Here is an 18479-nt window from a genome sequence, read left to right as displayed (position 1 = left end):
ATCCGATCAGCGGTAGCGGCTCGTCTGCTTGATACGAGCGGTGAGCTCGGTGACCTGGTTGTAGATCGACCGTCGCTCCTTCATCAGCTCGGAGATCTTCTTGTTGGCGTACATGACGGTGGTGTGGTCGCGGTTGCCGAACAGCTGCCCGATCTTCGGCAGTGACAGGCTCGTGAGCTCGCGGCACAGGTACATCGCGATCTGCCGCGCCGTCGCGACCGCCTGCGAACGACTGGAGCCGTAGAGGTCGTCGACGGTCAGCTTGAAGTACTCCGCCGTCGCCGTGATGATGTCGACCGGCGCCACGACGTTGTCGGTGTCATCGGTGATGAGGTCCTTCAGCACCGTCTGCACGAGTGGCATGTCCACCGGCGTGCGGTTCAAGCTCGCGAACGCGGTGACGCGGATGAGGGTGCCCTCGAGCTCGCGGATGTTGCTCGACACCTTCGAGGCCATGTACTCCAGGATCTCGTCGGGCACCTGGAGGCGCTCCGACTGCGCCTTCTTGCGGAGGATCGCGATGCGCGTCTCGAGGTCGGGCGCCTGAACGTCGGTGATCAGGCCCCACTCGAAGCGGCTGCGCATGCGGTCCTCGAAGCCGGTGAGGTGCTTCGGCGGCACGTCGCTCGTGATCACGACCTGCTTGTTGTGGTCGTGCAGGGTGTTGAAGGTGTGGAAGAACGCCTCCTGCGTCTCCGCCTTGCCCTGCAGGAACTGGATGTCGTCGATCAGCAGGATGTCGATGTTGCGGTATCGCTGCTGGAAGAGCGATCCGCGGTTGTTCGCGATCGAGTTGATGAAGTCGTTGGTGAACTCCTCCGACGACACGTAGCGCACGCGGATGCCCGGGTAGAGGCTCATCGCGTAGTGGCCGATCGCGTGGAGGAGGTGGGTCTTGCCGAGGCCCGAGTCGCCGTAGATGAAGAGCGGGTTGTAGGCCTTCGCCGGCGCCTCCGCGACCGCGACGGCCGCGGCGTGCGCGAATCGGTTGGACTGGCCGATCACGAAGCTGTCGAACGAGTACTTCGGGTTGAGCCTCGCGTCGCGCGGGCGGTCGCCACCCGTGTGCTCGAACACCGACTGCGGGGAGGCCGGGAGCTCGACCGGATTGGGATAGTCGTCGAGGCCCGCGGTCTGCGGCTCGGGGGCGCGGGCCTCCTCGAGCTCGGGATTCACGACCACGTAGAACGAGGTGACCGACGACGGCGCCTCGATGGCGCTCATCGCCGAGAGGAGGCTCACGCGCATCCGCTGGTTGAGCATGCTGGCCGTGAAGTCGTTCGGCACCTCGAGGTAGAACGTGCCGGCGGCGATGCCCTTCGGCTCCACCAGGTTGAGGAAGCCCTGCAGCATCGGCGTGATCGCAGCGTCGTCGGAAAGCCGGTCGAGGACGGTCGCCCAGGTGTCGGAGATGGGCTGCTCTGTCATCGTTCCCCGCATTCGTTCGGTGCCGTCGTGTGCCGCTGATCGATCCCCCGATCGACGATGCAAGCGGCGCGAGGCGAAGTGTTCACAGCGTTATCCACCGCCTGTGGGCAGAATCGGGAAGTCGCCCGGAATTCCGCGTGCGAAGCTGGGGATAACTGGTCTCACACGGTAGCGAATCACAGCCCCGGGAACAAATGCCGGGAGAGGGATTCGACGGCCCGCGCGTGTCGATCCACAGGGGATCCCGAGGTACGCGCGATACTGTGTCGTTTGCACTACGCCGGGTTCGAGCCGCACCTGGTTTGACCCCGGGACTCCGAGGCCGTAGTTTTAATAGGTTGACCCCAGCCCTTTCGGGCACCCAGTTTTCCTGCCGCGGCATCGCATCCACTGCGCGGCGCGGAGATTCCAACAGCCGGAGAAGAAGAATGAGCAAGCGTACGTTCCAGCCGAACAACCGTCGTCGCGCCAAGAAGCACGGCTTCCGCCTTCGCATGCGCACCCGCGCCGGTCGTGCCATCCTGTCGGCACGCCGCGCCAAGGGTCGCACCGAACTCTCCGCATAGTCCTTCGGTGCTCGCCAAAGCCAATCGCATCACGAGCGCCGACGACTATCGAGTCATCGTGCGCCGCGGTGCGAAGGTCGCCGGTGCCCACACCGTGAGCTATCTGCGCTCACGGGAGTCGGGCACCGACGCACGCTTCGGCTTCATCGTCTCGAAGAAGGTCGGCACCGCGGTGCGTCGCAATCTCGTCCGGCGCCGGCTCAAGTCGGTATGTCACGAGGCACTCGCCGACGGCGCACGAGGCGTCGACGTTGTGGTGCGCGCCCTGCCGGGTGCCGCCGAGGCGGAGTGGAGCCAGTTGCGAGCCGAGGTGCTCGAGGCCCTGTCGGCTCCCGCCGCCGTTCCCCTCGCGAAAGGTCGCTGACGTGCGCGACCTCGCCCTGTTCCTGCTCCTCCTCCCCCGCAATGCCGGGGTGCTGATGCTTCGGGCGTATCGCAAGCTCATCTCACCGCTCTACGGCGATGTCTGCCGGTACTACCCGTCCTGCTCGGCCTACGGCCTCGGTTCGGTGCAGCAGCAGGGCCTGCTCGTCGGGTCGGCACTGACGGCGTGGCGCATCGTGCGCTGCAACCCCTGGACGGCCGGCGGCATCGACGACGTGCGGATCTCCCGCCACGACCGTTACCGCATCACGACGTTCGGCTGGGTCGTTCCGAAGGGCATGTTCCCGAAGGCCGAAGCGGATGCGGCGGCCGCTCGGCTCGCCCATGAACTCGAACACCAGGCCACCGTCGACGCCGGCGTCGCACGCCACTCGCACCTGCGCCCGGTCACCGTTGAACCGGTGCTCACGAACTCGTCCCCCATCCTGTCCCGAAAGGACTGACCCGCACCCATGGACATCCTCAGTCTGATCCTCTGGCCGATCAAATGGGTGATCGAGCTGATCCTCGTCGCCTTCCACTCCATGTGGACGTTCTTCGGCCTCGACCCGGACGCGGGCGTGACGTGGGTGCTCTCGATCGTCGGACTGGTCATCGTGGTGCGCGCGGCGCTGATCCCGATCTTCGTGCGCCAGATCAAGAGCCAGCGCCGCATGCTCGAGGTCGCGCCGCAGCTCAAGAAGATCCAGGACAAGTACAAGGGCAAGAAGGACCAGTACTCTCGCGAGGCGATGTCGCGCGAGACCATGGAGCTGTACAAGAAGACCGGCACCAACCCGCTCTCCTCGTGCCTGCCGCTGCTACTGCAGATGCCCATCTTCTTCGGCTTGTTCTCGGTGCTCAACGACGCATCGGTGCATGACAAGGCGGGCGTGGGCTTCCTCAGCCAGGAGCTCGCGGACTCGTTCGCGAACTCGGTCTTCCTCGGCGCGCCGCTGAGCTCGACCTTCATCGAGGCATTCAACAACGGCGGTCAGCCGTGGCAGACCATGGTGGTCGCTTCGGTCATGATCGTGCTGATGACCGCCTCGCAGTTCATCACGCAGCTGCAGATCGTCTCCAAGAACATGTCGCCCGAGACCAAGGCGAGCCCCATGTTCCGGCAGCAGCGCATCCTCCTGTACCTGCTCCCCCTCGTCTTCGCCTTCTCGGGTGTCGCCTTCCCCATCGGCGTCATGTTCTACTGGCTGGTCTCGAACTTCTGGACCATGGGCCAGCAGTTCGTCGTGATCCGCAACATGCCGACCCCGGGCAGTGAGGCCGCGAAGGCCCGCGAGGCCCGCCTCGCCAGGAAGGGCAAGCTCGTCGTCGAGGAGAAGCCCGAGAACGACGTCGCCGAACAGAAGAAGCCCACACAGCGCCAGCAGCCTGTCAGCAAGGCTCGCGCGAAGAAGCAGGGCGGGAAGTAGACCATGACCGACGTGCAGAACGAGACCGACGACCGCTCGATCGCCCAGCTCGAAGAAGAAGGCGACATCGCAGCGGACTATATCGAGGAGCTCCTCGACATCTGCGATCTCGATGGAGACATCGACATCGACGCCCGCAACGGTCGCGCCTACGTTTCGGTGAACGCCGGCGATGGAGCGAACCTCAACCTGCTGTCGAAGCCCGACACCGTGAGCGCCCTCCAGGAGCTGACGCGCTTGGCGGTGCAGACGAAGACCGGCGTGTTCTCCCGCCTCATCCTCGACATCGGAGGGTCGCGAGACGTTCGACGCAACGAGCTCGCGGGCCTGGTGAACCGCGCCGTCGAGCGCATCGAGGGGGGCGCGGCCGAGGCTGCACTCCCGCCGATGTCGTCGTACGAGCGCAAGCTCGTGCACGACCTCGTCAGCGAACGCGGGTTCCACTCCGAGTCGCGCGGCGAGGGCGCCGATCGCCACACCATCATCACCCGCGGTGCCTGACGTTTCACGTGAAACGATGATCGGCGGACTCGAACCTGAGCCCGCGGCGGCGGCCGAGGTGTTCGGACCGCACATCGAGCGCGGCCGCCAGTTCACGGAGGCGCTGGCGCGCCACGGCGAGGAGCTCGGCCTGATCGGTCCGCTCGAGCTCCCCCGCCTGTGGACCCGCCACATCCTGAACAGCGCGTTGGTCAGTCCGCTCCTGCACCCCGGCCGCGTCGGCGACGTCGGGTCGGGCGCGGGTCTCCCTGGTCTGGTGCTGGCCATCATGCGCCCGGATGTCTCGTTCACGCTCATCGAGCCGATGGAACGACGTGTTGCCTGGCTCGAACGCCAGGCCGGCGAGCTCGGTCTCTCCAACGTCGAGGTCGTTCGCGCCCGGGCCGAGGAGTCGAAGCTGAAGGGTGCACTCGACCAGGTGACCGCCCGCGCGGTGAGCGCACTTCGGACCCTGATCCCGGTGACCGCTCCCCTGCTCCGACCTGGAGGCGAGCTCGTGCTCATGAAGGGCGCGGGAGTCGACGGAGAGATCACCGCCGCCGAGAAGGCGATCCGCAAGTACCGGGTGCACGACGCTGAGGTGATCGTGCTGGGTGAAGGCGTGGTGTCCGAGGTCACCCGCGTGTTCCGCGCGACGGTGGGCTAGGTCGATCAGACCGTACCGCGCTTCGTTGGGGCAGCTCCTGATCCCCGTGATCCACCGTTCCCAAGAGAACGGACGAGTCTGCCCTTCGACGTGGACGACTCCGCGTGGCGCGTGGCGTCGGCGGGTCGTGGTTGCGATGGACGGAGAGCCCACCGAGACGGCACCCGACCGACCACTCGCCATCCGGTCGGCTCGAGTCGATCTGCAGAGCCGGCGCCGACGCGAGGCCGTCGAACTCGACGGAACTGGAACGGCACCCGCCTGAGTCCGAGGTGACCCCCGTTCAAGGTGACGAGAAGACGAAATCAGACTCCCCCGGAGCTCACACGTCACGATCGAGTGATCGGCGTCGTCGATCGAGCCCGGTGGATCGTCGAACCCGGTGGGGGCCGGCCGGCCCTCCCCTTCCCGACGTCGTCACACGTTTCCTCGACGTCGTCACGCGCGCGGGATCCACGTCTCCACTTGCCACAGTCCCGCGTCGGGGGCAGGGGTGTGGGTTGCCTCGGCCCAGCCGCCAATGCGGGAGTGTCGCGCCCTGGCACATCAGGGCGGGCGAACACTCTGGTCATGCCTCGACGCGGGCACCGCGTGTTCGTTCCCCGAGCCACGGTGCCACGAAGCCCACGAGCCTCCCCCATCGGTCAAGCGAGCACCAACACGATCCCAGTCCACCGGCTCCTGCGCGCTCCGAGTGGCCGCTTCACGACCGGCGACCAAGAGAGAGGCCCTGTCGGGGTCGAGGCGTTCGTCCCTCGCGCTCACCCGCACCCGGGGGTCACGCGCATCCCAGACGTTCGTTTCACGTGAAACGGGTGAGAGGGGCCCCGAAATGGGCGAGAGTGGTCCCGGGGGTTCCGGTTCGTCCTTCCTGTTGTTCAGTCTTCGACTCAGGGCGTCAACGTCAGCACCAGTCGGTGATTCAGGAGGAGCTCACGGTCGCCTGTTTCACGTGAAACAGCTTGTGAGCCCGGCTGGGCCGGTGCGTCGGGAGATTCCCGCCGGGTGCTGGCCGGGGATGGATGCCGGCCGGATGCAGGCGCGATTTGGGACAGCTCACATACGGGATGCTGGTGTGGTGCAGCCCGATGGAGTGTTGCCGTGCTGCGAGCAGATCAGCGTATTGGTGCGCGCCGCCGCAGTACGCACATGAACCACGTGATCCCTCGCAACCCTCACACCCTCGAGCGCGCCCATCGCCTGAGGTGGACCGGGCACCAAACCCGATCTGCCGTCGGAGCCCACCACCGCCGTCGAAGCGATGCGTCTATCGCCGTGCGACGTGCTCATCCGACGCGGACCGAGCCTGCGGTGGGCCGCGCGCGATGCTCGGCGCCGGGCAACACCATCTGATGCACTCACCCGTTGGAGTCACCACCGTCGTTGAAGCGATGCGTGTATCGCCGTGCGACGTGCTCATCCGACGCGGACCGAGCCGCCGGTGGGCCGCGCGGGATGCTCGCCGCCGGCCAACACCATCTGATGCACTCACCCACATCGGCGCCCCCCACCTCGAATGGGTTCTCGAAGCCACCATGTTCTTCCCGCCGCAGCTCAGCCAGCCCGAGCAGAGCAGGCGGAGCCCGGTGGCGGTCGACACACGACACCCTACGCAAGCACCGAGTGGCTGAGCGAGGTTCCGTTGGCCTGGTCCAGGCTGACGCGCATCACAGGTGGTCTGACCCTGCTCCTTTCATACGTTTCACGTGAAACACTCACGGACGAGCAGTGGGGAGAGATCGCTCCACGATCCACCCCGGTGATCGCACACGCCGACTCGGCGTTCCACGAGAACGCTCGTTGTGGCGCTGTGACCGCCGATGCACACCGCCATTGACGGCATGGGACGGATCCGGCTCGATTGATTGACCCCGCGGAGTTCCAGCCCGTCCTCTTCAATAACCTGGGATACGGGCGCTGAGCCAACGAGGTTGGAGCCGCGCGCGGTGCAAGCGAGGTTCCTCATCGAGGACGGAACAGGGTCCGAGACCGACCGTCCGCGAATTGCCTCCGGATCCGGAGATCCGGGGTGATCCGCCCCATGCCCGACGGTGGCGACGGTTAGGCTTGACACTCAAGTCGGGAACGCGGCAGCGCAACCGACGGCGAGATGGCGCAACGGTTGGAGCGACGGGTATGGCACAGGGTGGACGCGGATGGTTCCACCGCAAGCGCCACCAACCCGAATCCGAACAGCCCACAGGCACCACCCACGCCAGTTCCTTCACACCACAACAGGCTCAGCCGAATCCGACGCCGCCGCCAGTCGTTGTGCCACCCGCGGTCGCGGCCGGACCCGATGCGCAGTGGAGTCCCGAAGCGCGCGCCACACCAAAACCGCCGCAGACGCCGACGGTGAGTCCTCCACCGCCGCCGATCGGCGCATCGCCCTCATGGGCGCCTGCGCCTACCGCAGTCTCGTCGCCCACGGCCGACGGCCGGCGCGACGACCAGGCGGAAGCCGAGGGAACCGGCATGGAACCGCCCACGGCGTCGACCACGGCGTCATGGGTGCGCGACCCGGATTCGTCAGCTCCGGCAGGAGAGAGCAGCGGCACGCTCGGTGCGGTCCCGACGGCACCCACCCGCGCCACCGCGGCCGACACGGAATCACCGACCACCGCCTGGACGTCGACCGGCGTCGGTCATATCGACCCGGCTGGAGAGCAGTCCCACGAGGATTCGCCGGTGCGCGAGATGAGGCCGAACACGGCGCCGATCCCGCCCGAGCCCACCGCGACTCCCGTCCACGTCGGCGTCGGATCACCGAAGCCACCGGCGGCGACGAACTGGCCGAGGTCGAGCAGTACGGAACCGGCGAACCCCACAACCGCCACCGGAAGCTATGACTGGGATGCCGCGACGGCCGCCGCACTGAACGATGAGCCGGCCGCGCCGGACGCAGCCGCTCCCCCGCACGAGCACACCCCGACGACCGCCGACCGGTTGCTCGAGGACATCATCCGCGAGATCGTGGGCGACGCCGCGGCCGAAACAGCCTCATCGCTGCAGCCCGAACGACCACGGCCTGATTCGGCCACCGGTGGGCCTGAGGATGAAGGTGGACGAGCACCGCGTGGCCCGGGGCTCACCACCGAGCCGACGTTCGAATCGACATCGACCTCCCCCACGGCTCCCCGACCCACGGCGGCCACGGTCGGTCCGGCCGCGGGCGGCGACGGCAGCGTGCCGTCGACCACATCTGCCATCGCGCCGATCGCCGTTCCCCGCGAAGTGCCGCGAGAGGCCGCTTCCGCTCCCACGGACCCACCGGGGCAGCTCGCCGCCGGGTCCGGCGCGCCCGACGCCGGCGCGGTGACCCATGAAACCGAGGAGCTCACTCCAGCGCCGAGCCCGTCGAACCTCACCGGCGAACCGAGGGGCCACGGATCCACCGCCGCGACCGGTAGCCTTGACGAGCGAGTTCCGACGAACCGCGGCACGTATGACGACACCATCGCGCCGCGCTTCGCGCACGGTTCCACGGAGATGATCGCACCGCCGATCCAGCCCGCCAGCGCCGGTGTTTCACGTGAAACCGTCGAGCTCGCCCCTGAAGTTCCCGTTTCACGTGAAACGGACACCCGACACGGAGGAACTCCCCTGGCCGATCAACTCGCGGACGAGACACGGCGCCGCCTCGCCCTGGACGAGGAGGTGCTGCCGTTGCCGGCCAGCACGCGCATCCTGACGATCTCCAACCAGAAGGGCGGCGTCGGGAAGACCACCACCGCGGTGAACCTCGCCGCGGCCTTGGCGCGGACGGGTGCACACGTGCTCGTGATCGACCTCGATCCGCAGGGAAACGCCTCGACCGCGCTCGGCGTCGATCATCGCTCCGAGCAGGAGAGTGTCTACGACGTGCTGGTCTCCGACCTCCCCCTCGCGGATGTCGTGCGCCCGTCGACCGAGCACGAGCACCTCGACTGCGTCCCCGCCACCATCCACCTCGCCGGCGCGGAGATCGAGCTCGTGTCGCTCGTCGCGCGCGAGCAGCGCCTCCGCCGTGCTTTGGACGCACACCTGGCGAGCATGGATCGTCCATACGACTACGTGTTCATCGACTGCCCGCCGTCCCTGGGCCTGTTGACGATCAACGCCTTCGTCGCCGCGCGTGAGGTGCTCATTCCGATCCAGTGCGAGTACTACGCGCTCGAAGGCCTCTCGCAGCTCCTCAGCAACATCGAGCTCATCGAGAAGCACCTCAACTCCGAGCTCCGCCTCTCGACGATCCTGCTCACCATGTACGACTCGCGCACGAACCTCGCGCAGCAGGTCGCGCAGGAAGTGCGCGACCACTTCCCCAACCAGACGCTCGACACGATCATTCCGCGCTCGGTGCGAGTCTCCGAAGCACCGAGCTACGGCCAGAGCGTGATCAGCTACGACTACGCGTCGAGTGGCTCCCTCTCCTACCGAGAGGCGGCGGCCGAGATCGCGCGGCGTGGCGCAGCAACCCAGAAGGACACCAACTGATGGCAACCAAACGAACCGGTCTCGGCCGCGGCATCGGCGCACTCATCCCGACCGGCGACGACGCCAGTCGCGCCACGCGCCCCGTCGACGTGTTCTTCCCCGATGCCGATTCCACCCCGGCGACGGCGATCGCTGCCGTCGAGCAGGCCGCCGCCGCGGAGGGGCTGCTGACGGTGCCCGGTGCGCACTTGGCGCGCCTCGATCCCGACGACATCGTCCCGAACGCCCAGCAGCCGCGCAGCGTCTTCGATCCCGAGGACCTGGCGGAGCTCGTGCACAGCATCCGCGAGTTCGGCGTGCTGCAGCCGATCGTCGTGCGCCCGCATCCCGACCAGATCGGCAAGTACGAGCTGGTCATGGGCGAGCGCCGGCTTCGAGCCACGAAGGCCGCCGGTCTCGACACCATCCCCGCCGTCGTGAAGGACACGGCCAACGAGGCCATGCTCAGGGACGCGCTGCTCGAGAACCTGCACCGCTCGCAGCTCAACCCACTGGAGGAGGCATCCGCCTACCAGCAACTGCTCGCCGACTTCGGCATCACCCAGGAAGAGCTCGCCTCGCGCATCGGTCGATCCAGGCCGCAGATCTCGAACACGCTCCGACTGCTGAAGCTTCCCGAAGCCGTCCAGCTCCGGGTCGCTGCCGGGGTGCTGAGCGCGGGTCACGCGCGGGCGATCCTCTCGATCGGCGACGACCCCGAGGAGATGCAGCGCTTCGCCGACAAGATCGTGAACGAGGAACTCTCGGTCCGTGCCGCCGAGGCGATCGCCACGAGCGAGCCGAAGCCGTCGCGAGCGAAGCCGGCCGCCGGAAAGCGCCAGGACTTCCTCGACGACTTGGCCGGTCGACTCGGGGATCGCCTGAACACTCGGGTCCGCATCGCATTAGGTACGCGGAAAGGCCAGATCAGCATCGATTTCGCGACGGTTCAGGACCTGCGTCGGATCCTCACGGACCTCGGCGAGGAACTCGACGGCGTCTGACGCGAGGTCGCGCTCAGGATCGTTCCTGACGAACCGAAGCAGGCGCGCTCAACACGCCATCGACCGTCGATCCACGGAGTCAGGACGCGCGTGCCGCCGCCGAGCGAACGAGTCCTCCGTAGACGGTCGGCGCGTCGGTACCCGACGCCTCGATCGCGAGCGGGACCAACGACGTCTCGGTGAGTCCGGGGATGACGTTCGCCTCGAGGAACCACGGCCTGCCCGACGAATCCACGATGAAGTCGACGCGGGAGAGGTCGCGCAACCCGAGCGTGCGATGCGCGAGCACCGCGGCATCCGACACGACGGCTGCCACGTCGTCGTCGAGGCGCGACGGGGCGTAGAAGGTCGTCTCCCCCGCGTTGTACCGTGCCTGGAAACCGTAGACGCCGGAGGTCGGTTCGATCTCGACCGGCGTGAGCGCGCGCGGCCCGTCGCCGGTGTCGACGACGGCGACGGTGATCTCGGTTCCCACCACGCGTCGCTCGACCACGGCGACATCGTCGTACGTGAACGCCTCCACCATCGCGCGCGGCAGGTCGTTCGTGTCGTCGACGATCGTCACGCCCTGCGCGGATCCGCCCGACCCGGGCTTGACGACCAGGTCGCCCTCGAGCCCGCCTCGCACCACTCGGAGCACGCTCGCGGCGCCCAGTTCACGGAACGCCTCGTGCGAGAGCACGATCGACTCGGGGATCGACAGGCCCGCCTCGGCCACGAGCGAGCTCGCGACGGGCTTCGACCAGGCGCGACGCGCGGCGGCACCGGTCGAGCCGACCGTCGGCACCCCGAGGGCCCGCAGCAGGTCGAGCAGCGACCCGTCCTCGCCGCTCGAACCGTGCAACGCCGGGAACACGACATCGGGCCGCTCCTCGTCAAGGAACGGAAGCAGCCCGGCATCAGGATCGCGGAGCACCACCCGGTGGCCCGCCTCGATCAGCGCATCGGCGACGCGCCGTCCGGAACGGAGCGAGACGTCGCGCTCGTGTGAGATGCCGCCCGCCAGCACGACGACGTACAGGCCACGTGAATCACTCATGATCAGGGGTTTCTCCACTACTTGAGGTCGGACGGCGGGGCGGAGTCGAAGTCGGCGCTCGGGGGGAGCTGCAGGGTGCCCGTGCCCGCGAACGTGTCGAGAAGATCGAGCTCGCCGTTGACGACCGTAGCGAGTCGTCTGATGCCGACTCGGATGGCGTCGGGTGTCGGGTAGCAGAACGACAGCCGCATCGCGTGTCGTCCGCGACCGTCGGCGAAGAAGGCGGTGCCCGGCGTGTACGCCACGAGTTCCTTGACGGCGCGTGGGAGCATCTGCTTCGAATCGAGCACGTCGGGCATCGTGACCCACACGTAGAAGCCGCCGTTGGGGTTCGTCCACCGCAGCTGCGGCAGGTACTCCCCCAACGCCTCGATCATGGCGTCCTTCCGCTCGCGGTATACGCCGCGGAACGTGTCGATCTGCGCGCGCCAGTCGGTGCTCGACAGGTACTCCGACACGACGAGCTGGCTGAACGAGCTCGGCGAGAGGATCGCCGACTCGGCGGCGAGGATGAGCTTCTCGCGGATCGCGTGCGGGGCGAGTGCCCAACCGACGCGGAAACCGGGGGCGAGCGTCTTCGAGAACGAGCCCAGGTAGATCACGTGCTCCTCGTCGAGCGAGCGGAGCGCATTCGGCGCCGGCTCGTCGAAGTGCAGCAGGCCGTAGGGGTTGTCCTCGAGCACGAGGATCTCGTTGGCGCGGCAGATCTCGAGGATCTCGGGTCGTCGCGACGCCGACAGCGTGACACCGGCCGGGTTGTGGAAGTTCGGGATCGTGTAGAGGAACTTGATGCGCCGTCCCTGGCCGCGCAGATGCGCGATGGTCTGCCGCAGTGCTTCGGGAATGAGCCCGTCGTCGTCCATGGCGACGTGCACCACGCTCGCCTGGTACGAGCGGAAGACCCCGAGCGCGCCGACATAGCTGGGCGATTCGGCGAGTATCACGTCGCCCGGGTCGATGAACAGCTTCGCCACCAGGTCGAGCGCCTGCTGCGAGCCGGTCGCGGTGACGACGTTGTCGACGGAACCCCGGATGCCCTCGAGCGCCATGACGTCGAGGATCTGCTCGCGCAACGCGGGGATGCCCTGGCCGGAGCCGTATTGCAGGGCCGTCGGACCCTGCGTGCGCATCACGCGCTCCATCGACGAGACGATGAGCTCCTGCGGGAGCGCGGAGACGAACGGCATGCCGCCGGCGAGGGAGACGACCTCGGGGCGGGAGGCGACGGCGAAGAGGGCTCGGACCTCGGAGGCGGAGAGCCCGGCGGCTCGCTCGGCGTAATTCGCGTACCAGGGGTCGAGATTGTTGCCGGTCCGCTGGGGGACGCCGTCAGAGGTCACTTCGCTTCCGTTCTGCTCAGGGTATTCATGCTAGTTGCTGGGTTCGGGCGGCCCGTCCGAGATGACGGGGCGTGCGGGACGCGGCATCCGGAGCCCTCGCGGACCCGGAAACGCGAGAGACCCGCCCGGCGTGTGCCGGGCGGGTCTCTGCGTGTGCGAGGCGGCCGACTACGAGATGTAGGCGGCGAGGTCGGCCTCGAGTGCGGGCTTCGGCTTGGCGCCGATGACGGTCTTCACGACCTCGCCCTTCTCGAAGACCTTGAACGCCGGGATTGCGGTGATCTGGTACTTCATCGCGAGCTGCGGGTTCTCGTCGACGTTCAGCTTGACGATGTCGAGCTTCTCGGAGTGCTCGGTCGCGATCTGGTCGAGGATCGGGCTCACCATGCGACACGGGCCGCACCATTCGGCCCAGAAGTCCACGAGCACGGTCTTGTCGTTGTTGAGGACCTCCTGCTCGAAGGTGGCCTCGTTCACTGCGCGTGCAGTCATTGTGTTTCTCTCCTTCTGGGTGAACCGGATGTCGGGGACGCGTCGGTGACGACGCTCAGCTCGTGCGGGCGAAGTTCTCGATGGCCACGGCCTCTTCGATCGCCTCCGCCTCGATCTCGGCGATCTCGGGCGAGGCCGCGCCCTCGAGCGCGGCCAGGTAGTGCTCCGCATCGAGGGCCGCGACGGTGCCCGAGCCCGCTGCCGTCACTGCCTGCCGGTAGAACGGATCGATCACGTCGCCGGCAGCGAAGACGCCGGCGACCGAGGTGCGCGACGAGCGGCCGTCGACCGCGATGGTGCCCTCGCGGGTGAGCTCGAGCTTGCCGTGCACGAGGTGCGTGCGCGGGTCATTGCCGATCGCGACGAACAGGCCGTCGAGGTCGAGTCCGCGCTCCTCGCCGGTGACCGTGTCGCGCAGCGTCACGCCCGTCACCGCGGTCGCGCCGTGGATGGCGGTGACCTCGGCGTTCCAGATGAACTCGATCTTCTCGTTGTCGAACGCGCGCTGCTGCATGATCTTCGACGCCTTGAGCGAGTCGCGGCGGTGGATCACGTAGACCTTGTCGGCGAAGCGGGTGAGGAACGTCGCCTCCTCCATCGCGGAGTCACCGCCGCCGATGACCGCGATGGTCTTCTGGCGGAAGAAGAAGCCATCGCACGTCGCGCACCACGAGAGACCGTGGCCCGAGAGGATCTCCTCCTCGGGAAGGCCGAGCTTGCGGTACGCGGAACCGGTCGCATAGATGAGCGCTGCGGCCTCGTGGGTCTCGCCGTTGCCGAGCTTCACACGCTTGACGGGGCCGTCGAGGTCGAGTTCCACGACATCGTCGTAGACGACCTCGGTGCCGAACCGCTCGGCCTGCGCCTGGAACTTCGCCATCAGGTCGGGGCCCATGATGCCCTCGGGGAACCCGGGGTAGTTCTCGACCTCGGTCGTGTTCATCAGCTCGCCGCCGATCTCGACGGAGCTGGCGATGAGGAGGGGCTTGAGCTCTGCGCGGGCGGCGTAGATCGCGGCCGTGAATCCGGCCGGCCCCGAACCGATGATGATGATGTCGCGCAACGCAACTCCCTCTGGTTCTCGTGCGTGTGGCATCCGAGTTCCGGATGTCACGTGTGAGTCAACACAGTCTAGGCGTCGGCTATTCCGGCGGTCCCCGCGATGCCCGTGTGTAACGGATGCCTCGGCGTGGCCGCCTGCTCAGCCGCGCCCGAAACGCCGGAGCACCGGCTCGGCGAATCCGCGCAGCTCCGGCGAGCGGAGCAGCCAGAGGCCCGCGAAGTACAGGACCGACATGGCGACGCCGATGACCGCCATGGTGACGACGGCGCCGAGGATCCCCGAGACCGCGAATCCACCCTCCACCGTGCCGCCGAGCAGCACCAGCAGTCCGATGCCGGCGGCCAGGGGGAGCACGAGTGCGGCGAACGACCTGCCGAAGCCTCGGGCGATGCGCCCTCCGTCGAGCGTGCCGAGGCGACGCCGCAGGAGCCAGGCGGCCACGGTCAACTGGGCGATGCACGCGATCGTGGTGACGAGCGCGATGCCGGCCGCCAGAAGGTCTTTCGGCAGCGCGAGGCAGGCGAACGCGCCGGCGGTGAACACCACGACCTGGAAGAGCGTGAAGCGGAAGGGCGTGCGGGTGTCGCCGAGCGCGTAGAAGGTGCGTTGCACGACGAACAGCACCGAGAAGGGCACCAGCCCGAGCGTGAATGCGATCACGACGTTGCCGAGCGCCGCGGTGTCCGCGTAGCTGGCGGTCTCGAAGACCGCCGCGAACGGGTAGGCGATCACGAGGAGCACCGCGGCCGCGAGGTTGATGATGAGCGTGATCCCGCGGATGGCGCTGGAGACGTCGTCACGGACCCGACCGAGGTCGTCACCGGCGGCGTGCTCGCTCATGCGCGTGAAGTACGCGGTCGCGATCGACACCGTGATCACCGAGTGCGGAAGCATGAAGATCAGCCACGCGTAGTCGACGGCCGCCACGGAGGCGTTCTGACCGGACGCCGTGCCGAGCACCTGCGTCTGCACGATCCCGGCGAACGTGGTGAGCAGCAGCATCCCGAACGTCCAGCCGGCCATCCGGCCCGCCGTGCCGAGGCCAACGCCGCGCCAGGCGAAGTCGGGGCGGTACCGCAGCCCGATCCGGCGCCAGAACCAGAAGAGGATGAGCGCCTGCGCGGCGATGCCGGCGGTCGCCGAGCCGGCGAGCACGGCGATCATCGCGGGTGTCCAGGCATCCGCTGGTCGCGCACCGTCGGGGTCGACGCCGAACAGCGACGCGAACACGAGCAGGCCGGCGATCGCCACCACGTTGTTGAGCACCGGCACCCACGTGAAGGGCCCGAAGCTGCGCCGCGCGTTGAGCACCTCGCCGAGCAATGTGTAGAGGCCGTAGAAGAAGATCTGCGGCAGGCACCACCAGGCGAATGCGATCGCGAGCTCGAGGGTCTCGCGTGGCAGCGTTGCGCCGTAGAGGAGCGTCAGGAGCGGCGCCAGTGCCGTCGCCGCGACCGTCGCCACGGCGAGGATGACGAGGGCGACGGTGAGGAGCTTGTTGATGTAGGCGCTGCCGCCGTCGGCGTGCGCTCCGGCTCGCACGATCTGCGGCACGAGCACCGCGCTCAGCACGCCGCCCGCGACGATGACGTACACCGTGTTCGGGAGCCCGTTGGCGACCGCGAACGCGTCGGCGCCCGCGGATCCCACGACGCCGATGGTCGCCGCGACGATGATCGCCTTCACGAACCCGAGCATGCGCGACACGATCGTGCCGGATGCGAGGAAGGCGCTGGCGCGGCCGATGCGGTCGGCGTCAGTCACGCGCGGGTTCCCTCGGGGCGTCGTCATCCGTCGCATGGGCGTCTCCGTGGACCGAGTCGGCCGCCGGGACAGGGGCGTCGCCGGTCACCGAGTCGTCGGCCGCGTCCGCCGCGGCCGCCGCGGCCGCCGCCCGCTCGCGTCGCCGGCGGCGGATGTTGCGCCAGACGCCGATGCCGAACACGAGGATCGCGATCGCCGCGAGCACCGCGGCTCCGAGGCCCTCCCAGTCGGCCTGCACGTTGGCGGGGATCTCGACGGGAGTGCCGATCGGCACGCCGGTGGGAGACGTCAGCGAGACCTCGAGGGTCACCTCGCCGTTTCCGACACCCGCGGCGACCGGCACCCGAACGGTGGAGCGCGACTCGGGCTCCACGGTCTGCTCGACCCGCTCCTCGACGATGAGCCGTCCGTTCGAGGGGGACACGTCGACCACGACCGTCACGGGGTAGGGCAGGTCGTTCTCGATCGTCGTGGGCACGCCGGTCTCGGTCGAGACCACGTTGATCGTGCTGCTCGGCACGACGGAGACGCTGCCGAGCACCCCGCGTTGCGTGACGAGCCAGTCGGCGACCGCGGCGTTCCACGCCTCGCGATCGTCGAGCCAGGCGACGTCGAGCAGCGACATGAGCTCGCGCCTCGTGGGCCCGGTGAGCAGCCGCTCGTCAGCGAGGACGGTCGCGAACTCCGTGACCTGGGCCTCGGACTCGACCATGCGCGCGACCTGGCTGCGGCGCTCGTCGGACTCGGGCTCGTCGATCAGCATCCGGGACTCGGGCGGGGCGCCGATGGCCTCGGACAGGCCGGCGAGCGAGGACCAGCCCGATCCGCCGATCGCGTCGATGAGGGCCGAGACGCGGGCCGTCTGCGAGGTGGCGCCACGGTCGAAGGTGGCGAGCACGGTCGTGCGCGAAGCGCCGGCGTCGAGCGCGAGTTCGGCCAGCAGCTCGCCGGTCGCTTCGCGCCATTCGGTGTCGGTCGAGGCCTCGGATGCCGCTCGGAGCGGCGCGTTGAGCCCGGCATCCGCAACCAGTGCCGTGGATCCGTCGATCGTCGCCGACGCCGACGCCGGCCCGTCGACCGGCTCGACGTTGCCCGGCGCGAGGAGCGCGGTCGTGAGGCCGGCGGCGTCGAAGTAGGCGAGGTTGCCCGCGGCGACCGTGTCGTCGGCCGGCCAGGCGAGGTCGGTGCGCGTGTACGGCCACTCGAGCAGTTCCTCGGTCGTCGGTACCTCGCCGGGCGTCGGCTCCGGCTCGACGGGCTCGTCGGTGGCCGGCGCCGATTCGCCGCCGCCCGTGTCGACGCCATTGCCGGCGCCGGCGGCGAAGTTCGCGGGGTCGAGCGCATCGGAGAACGACGTCGGAGTGAGGAGTGCCGGCAGGCCGAGCTGCGCCTGCACGGCCAGGTCGGCGTCGGCGTACGCGAGCGGGAAGACCTCGTTCGGCACGTCGGCGAGGCGCTGGAGCCAGGAGAGGGCGGATGCCGGCGCAGTGGTGCCGAGTGCGCGGATGGAGGCGATGATGCGCGGGTCGATGCCGATCGCCACGCGTCGCCCGGCCAGCGCGTCGAGCTGGCGCGTGAGGAGCCCGGTGGGGCCCGTCCAGTTCTCGAGCTGGCCGGCGTCGATGAGACCGGCGGCCCCGCCGGACGTGGGCACGGTGAGTGGGGCGGCGAGTGCCACGGCGACCGAGCCGGATGCCGGGACATCGGCATTCGCGTACGCCGACGTGCCGGCGGCGACCACGGTGTCGCCGACGAGGAGCTCTGCGCCGAGGCCGACGACGGGAGAACCGTCGAGTTCGGCGAAGGCCTCACCGGGCACGGTGAAGGCGACGACGGTGGCGCCGCCGGCGGCGAGGCTGCGCGACTCGCTCTCGGCGAGCGGCACGTTCGACGACGTGATGCCGGTGGTTCCCTCGAGGTCGGGGGCGAGCCAGTCGTCGAGCGCGGCCTGGTCGTCGATCGCCGAACCCGAGCGCACCAGCCGCACGACGCCCGCGGCCAGCGCCTCGCCGGTGGCGTTCTCGATCTCGACCGAGACGGCCACGGGCGCTCCGAAGGAGAGGCTCGTCGCGATCGTCGGTGCGACCCGCACCCGGAGGCCGCTCTCCTCGTCGTCGGCGGCCTGTCTCGAGCCGGCCGGTGACATTCCGCCGACGGCATGCGACCCTGCGTGGCTGCCCGCAGCCCATGCGGCCTGCTGGCCGGCGCCCGGGTCGACGCCTGCGCTCGCAGCGAGCGGGGCCGCCGCCGCACCGGTGAGCGCGGCCAGGCCGAGCGCGGCCAGCGCCAGGCGGAGACGACGTCGAGGGAGTCGGGGGGAGGAGTCGGCGCGGCGACGCGCAGGGTTCGACTCGGCCACCATGCAGGCGATTCTACGGCGTGGGCTCG

General features: G+C 68.7%; 14 protein-coding genes and 1 pseudogene. 8 read left to right on the top strand and 7 right to left on the bottom strand.

The genetic code is table 11. From position 1 onward, the window contains the following. Positions 1-6: 6 nt before the first annotated feature. Positions 7-1428 carry a chromosomal replication initiator protein DnaA gene (gene dnaA, locus EV187_RS17265; protein ID WP_130354312.1) on the bottom strand — a complete coding sequence of 474 codons (1422 nt, stop codon included), beginning with the start codon at positions 1426-1428 and terminating at the stop codon, positions 7-9. Positions 1429-1856: 428 nt separating this feature from the next. On the opposite strand from dnaA, the gene rpmH reads away from it, so the two are divergent. From rpmH to EV187_RS17220, 8 genes and pseudogenes are all read left to right on the top strand, one after another. Further along, complete coding sequence (rpmH, locus tag EV187_RS17260) at positions 1857-1994, top strand: 50S ribosomal protein L34 (protein WP_022889115.1); 138 nt, start codon at positions 1857-1859, stop codon at positions 1992-1994. 7 nt (positions 1995-2001) lie between these two features. Next, positions 2002-2358: a ribonuclease P protein component gene (gene rnpA / locus EV187_RS17255; protein WP_130354311.1), complete on the top strand. Its 357-nt coding sequence runs from the start codon at positions 2002-2004 to the stop codon at positions 2356-2358. Positions 2359-2413: 55 nt separating this feature from the next. Beyond that, positions 2414-2650, top strand: a pseudogene (gene yidD, locus EV187_RS18835) (membrane protein insertion efficiency factor YidD); the annotation flags it as partial. 180 nt (positions 2651-2830) lie between these two features. Further along, positions 2831-3787 (top strand): membrane protein insertase YidC, encoded by a 957-nt coding sequence (yidC, locus tag EV187_RS17245; RefSeq protein ID WP_130354309.1) that lies wholly within the window; start codon positions 2831-2833, stop codon positions 3785-3787. 3 nt (positions 3788-3790) lie between these two features. Then, positions 3791-4288, top strand: coding sequence for a Jag family protein (locus tag EV187_RS17240; RefSeq protein WP_130354308.1), 498 nt, complete (start codon positions 3791-3793; stop codon positions 4286-4288). A 16-nt stretch (positions 4289-4304) separates the two neighbouring features. Continuing rightward, a complete protein-coding gene (rsmG, locus tag EV187_RS17235) occupies positions 4305-4934 on the top strand; it encodes a 16S rRNA (guanine(527)-N(7))-methyltransferase RsmG (RefSeq protein WP_130354470.1) in 630 nt (209 codons plus the stop codon). Between the two features lie 3489 nt (positions 4935-8423). After that, the gene (locus tag EV187_RS17225) at positions 8424-9410 is read left to right on the top strand and encodes a ParA family protein (protein ID WP_130354306.1); all 987 of its coding nucleotides are present in this window, start codon (positions 8424-8426) and stop codon (positions 9408-9410) included. Then, entirely contained in the window at positions 9410-10393 is a 984-nt protein-coding gene (locus tag EV187_RS17220; RefSeq protein ID WP_130354305.1) for a ParB/RepB/Spo0J family partition protein, read from the top strand. Before EV187_RS17225 ends, EV187_RS17220 begins: the two co-directional genes overlap by 1 nt. A gap of 79 nt (positions 10394-10472) precedes the next feature. Here the strand turns inward: EV187_RS17220 and EV187_RS17215 are convergent, their stop codons facing one another. The 6 genes from EV187_RS17215 to EV187_RS17190 form a co-directional block, all read right to left on the bottom strand. Continuing rightward, positions 10473-11432 (bottom strand): D-alanine--D-alanine ligase family protein, encoded by a 960-nt coding sequence (locus EV187_RS17215; RefSeq protein WP_130354304.1) that lies wholly within the window; start codon positions 11430-11432, stop codon positions 10473-10475. Positions 11433-11449: 17 nt separating this feature from the next. After that, positions 11450-12772, bottom strand: a complete 1323-nt coding sequence (locus tag EV187_RS17210; RefSeq protein WP_130354303.1) for an aminotransferase-like domain-containing protein — start codon at positions 12770-12772, stop codon at positions 11450-11452. 168 nt (positions 12773-12940) lie between these two features. Continuing rightward, positions 12941-13264 carry a thioredoxin gene (trxA, locus tag EV187_RS17205; RefSeq protein ID WP_130354302.1) on the bottom strand — a complete coding sequence of 108 codons (324 nt, stop codon included), beginning with the start codon at positions 13262-13264 and terminating at the stop codon, positions 12941-12943. Between the two features lie 55 nt (positions 13265-13319). Then, complete coding sequence (gene trxB / locus EV187_RS17200) at positions 13320-14327, bottom strand: thioredoxin-disulfide reductase (RefSeq protein ID WP_130354301.1); 1008 nt, start codon at positions 14325-14327, stop codon at positions 13320-13322. A gap of 138 nt (positions 14328-14465) precedes the next feature. Further along, complete coding sequence (gene murJ, locus EV187_RS17195; protein WP_242609684.1) at positions 14466-16091, bottom strand: murein biosynthesis integral membrane protein MurJ; 1626 nt, start codon at positions 16089-16091, stop codon at positions 14466-14468. Next, on the bottom strand, positions 16084-18453 hold the full coding sequence (locus EV187_RS17190) for a DUF6049 family protein (RefSeq protein ID WP_130354299.1): 2370 nt from the start codon (positions 18451-18453) through the stop codon (positions 16084-16086). The genes murJ and EV187_RS17190 overlap by 8 nt, the downstream gene beginning before the upstream one ends. Between the last annotated feature and the right edge of the window lie 26 nt (positions 18454-18479).

It is taken from the genome of Agromyces ramosus (genome assembly GCF_004216665.1).
GTDB classification, from domain to species: Bacteria; Actinomycetota; Actinomycetes; order Actinomycetales; family Microbacteriaceae; genus Agromyces; species Agromyces ramosus.
This window is presented reverse-complemented; position numbering and strand designations above follow the sequence as displayed.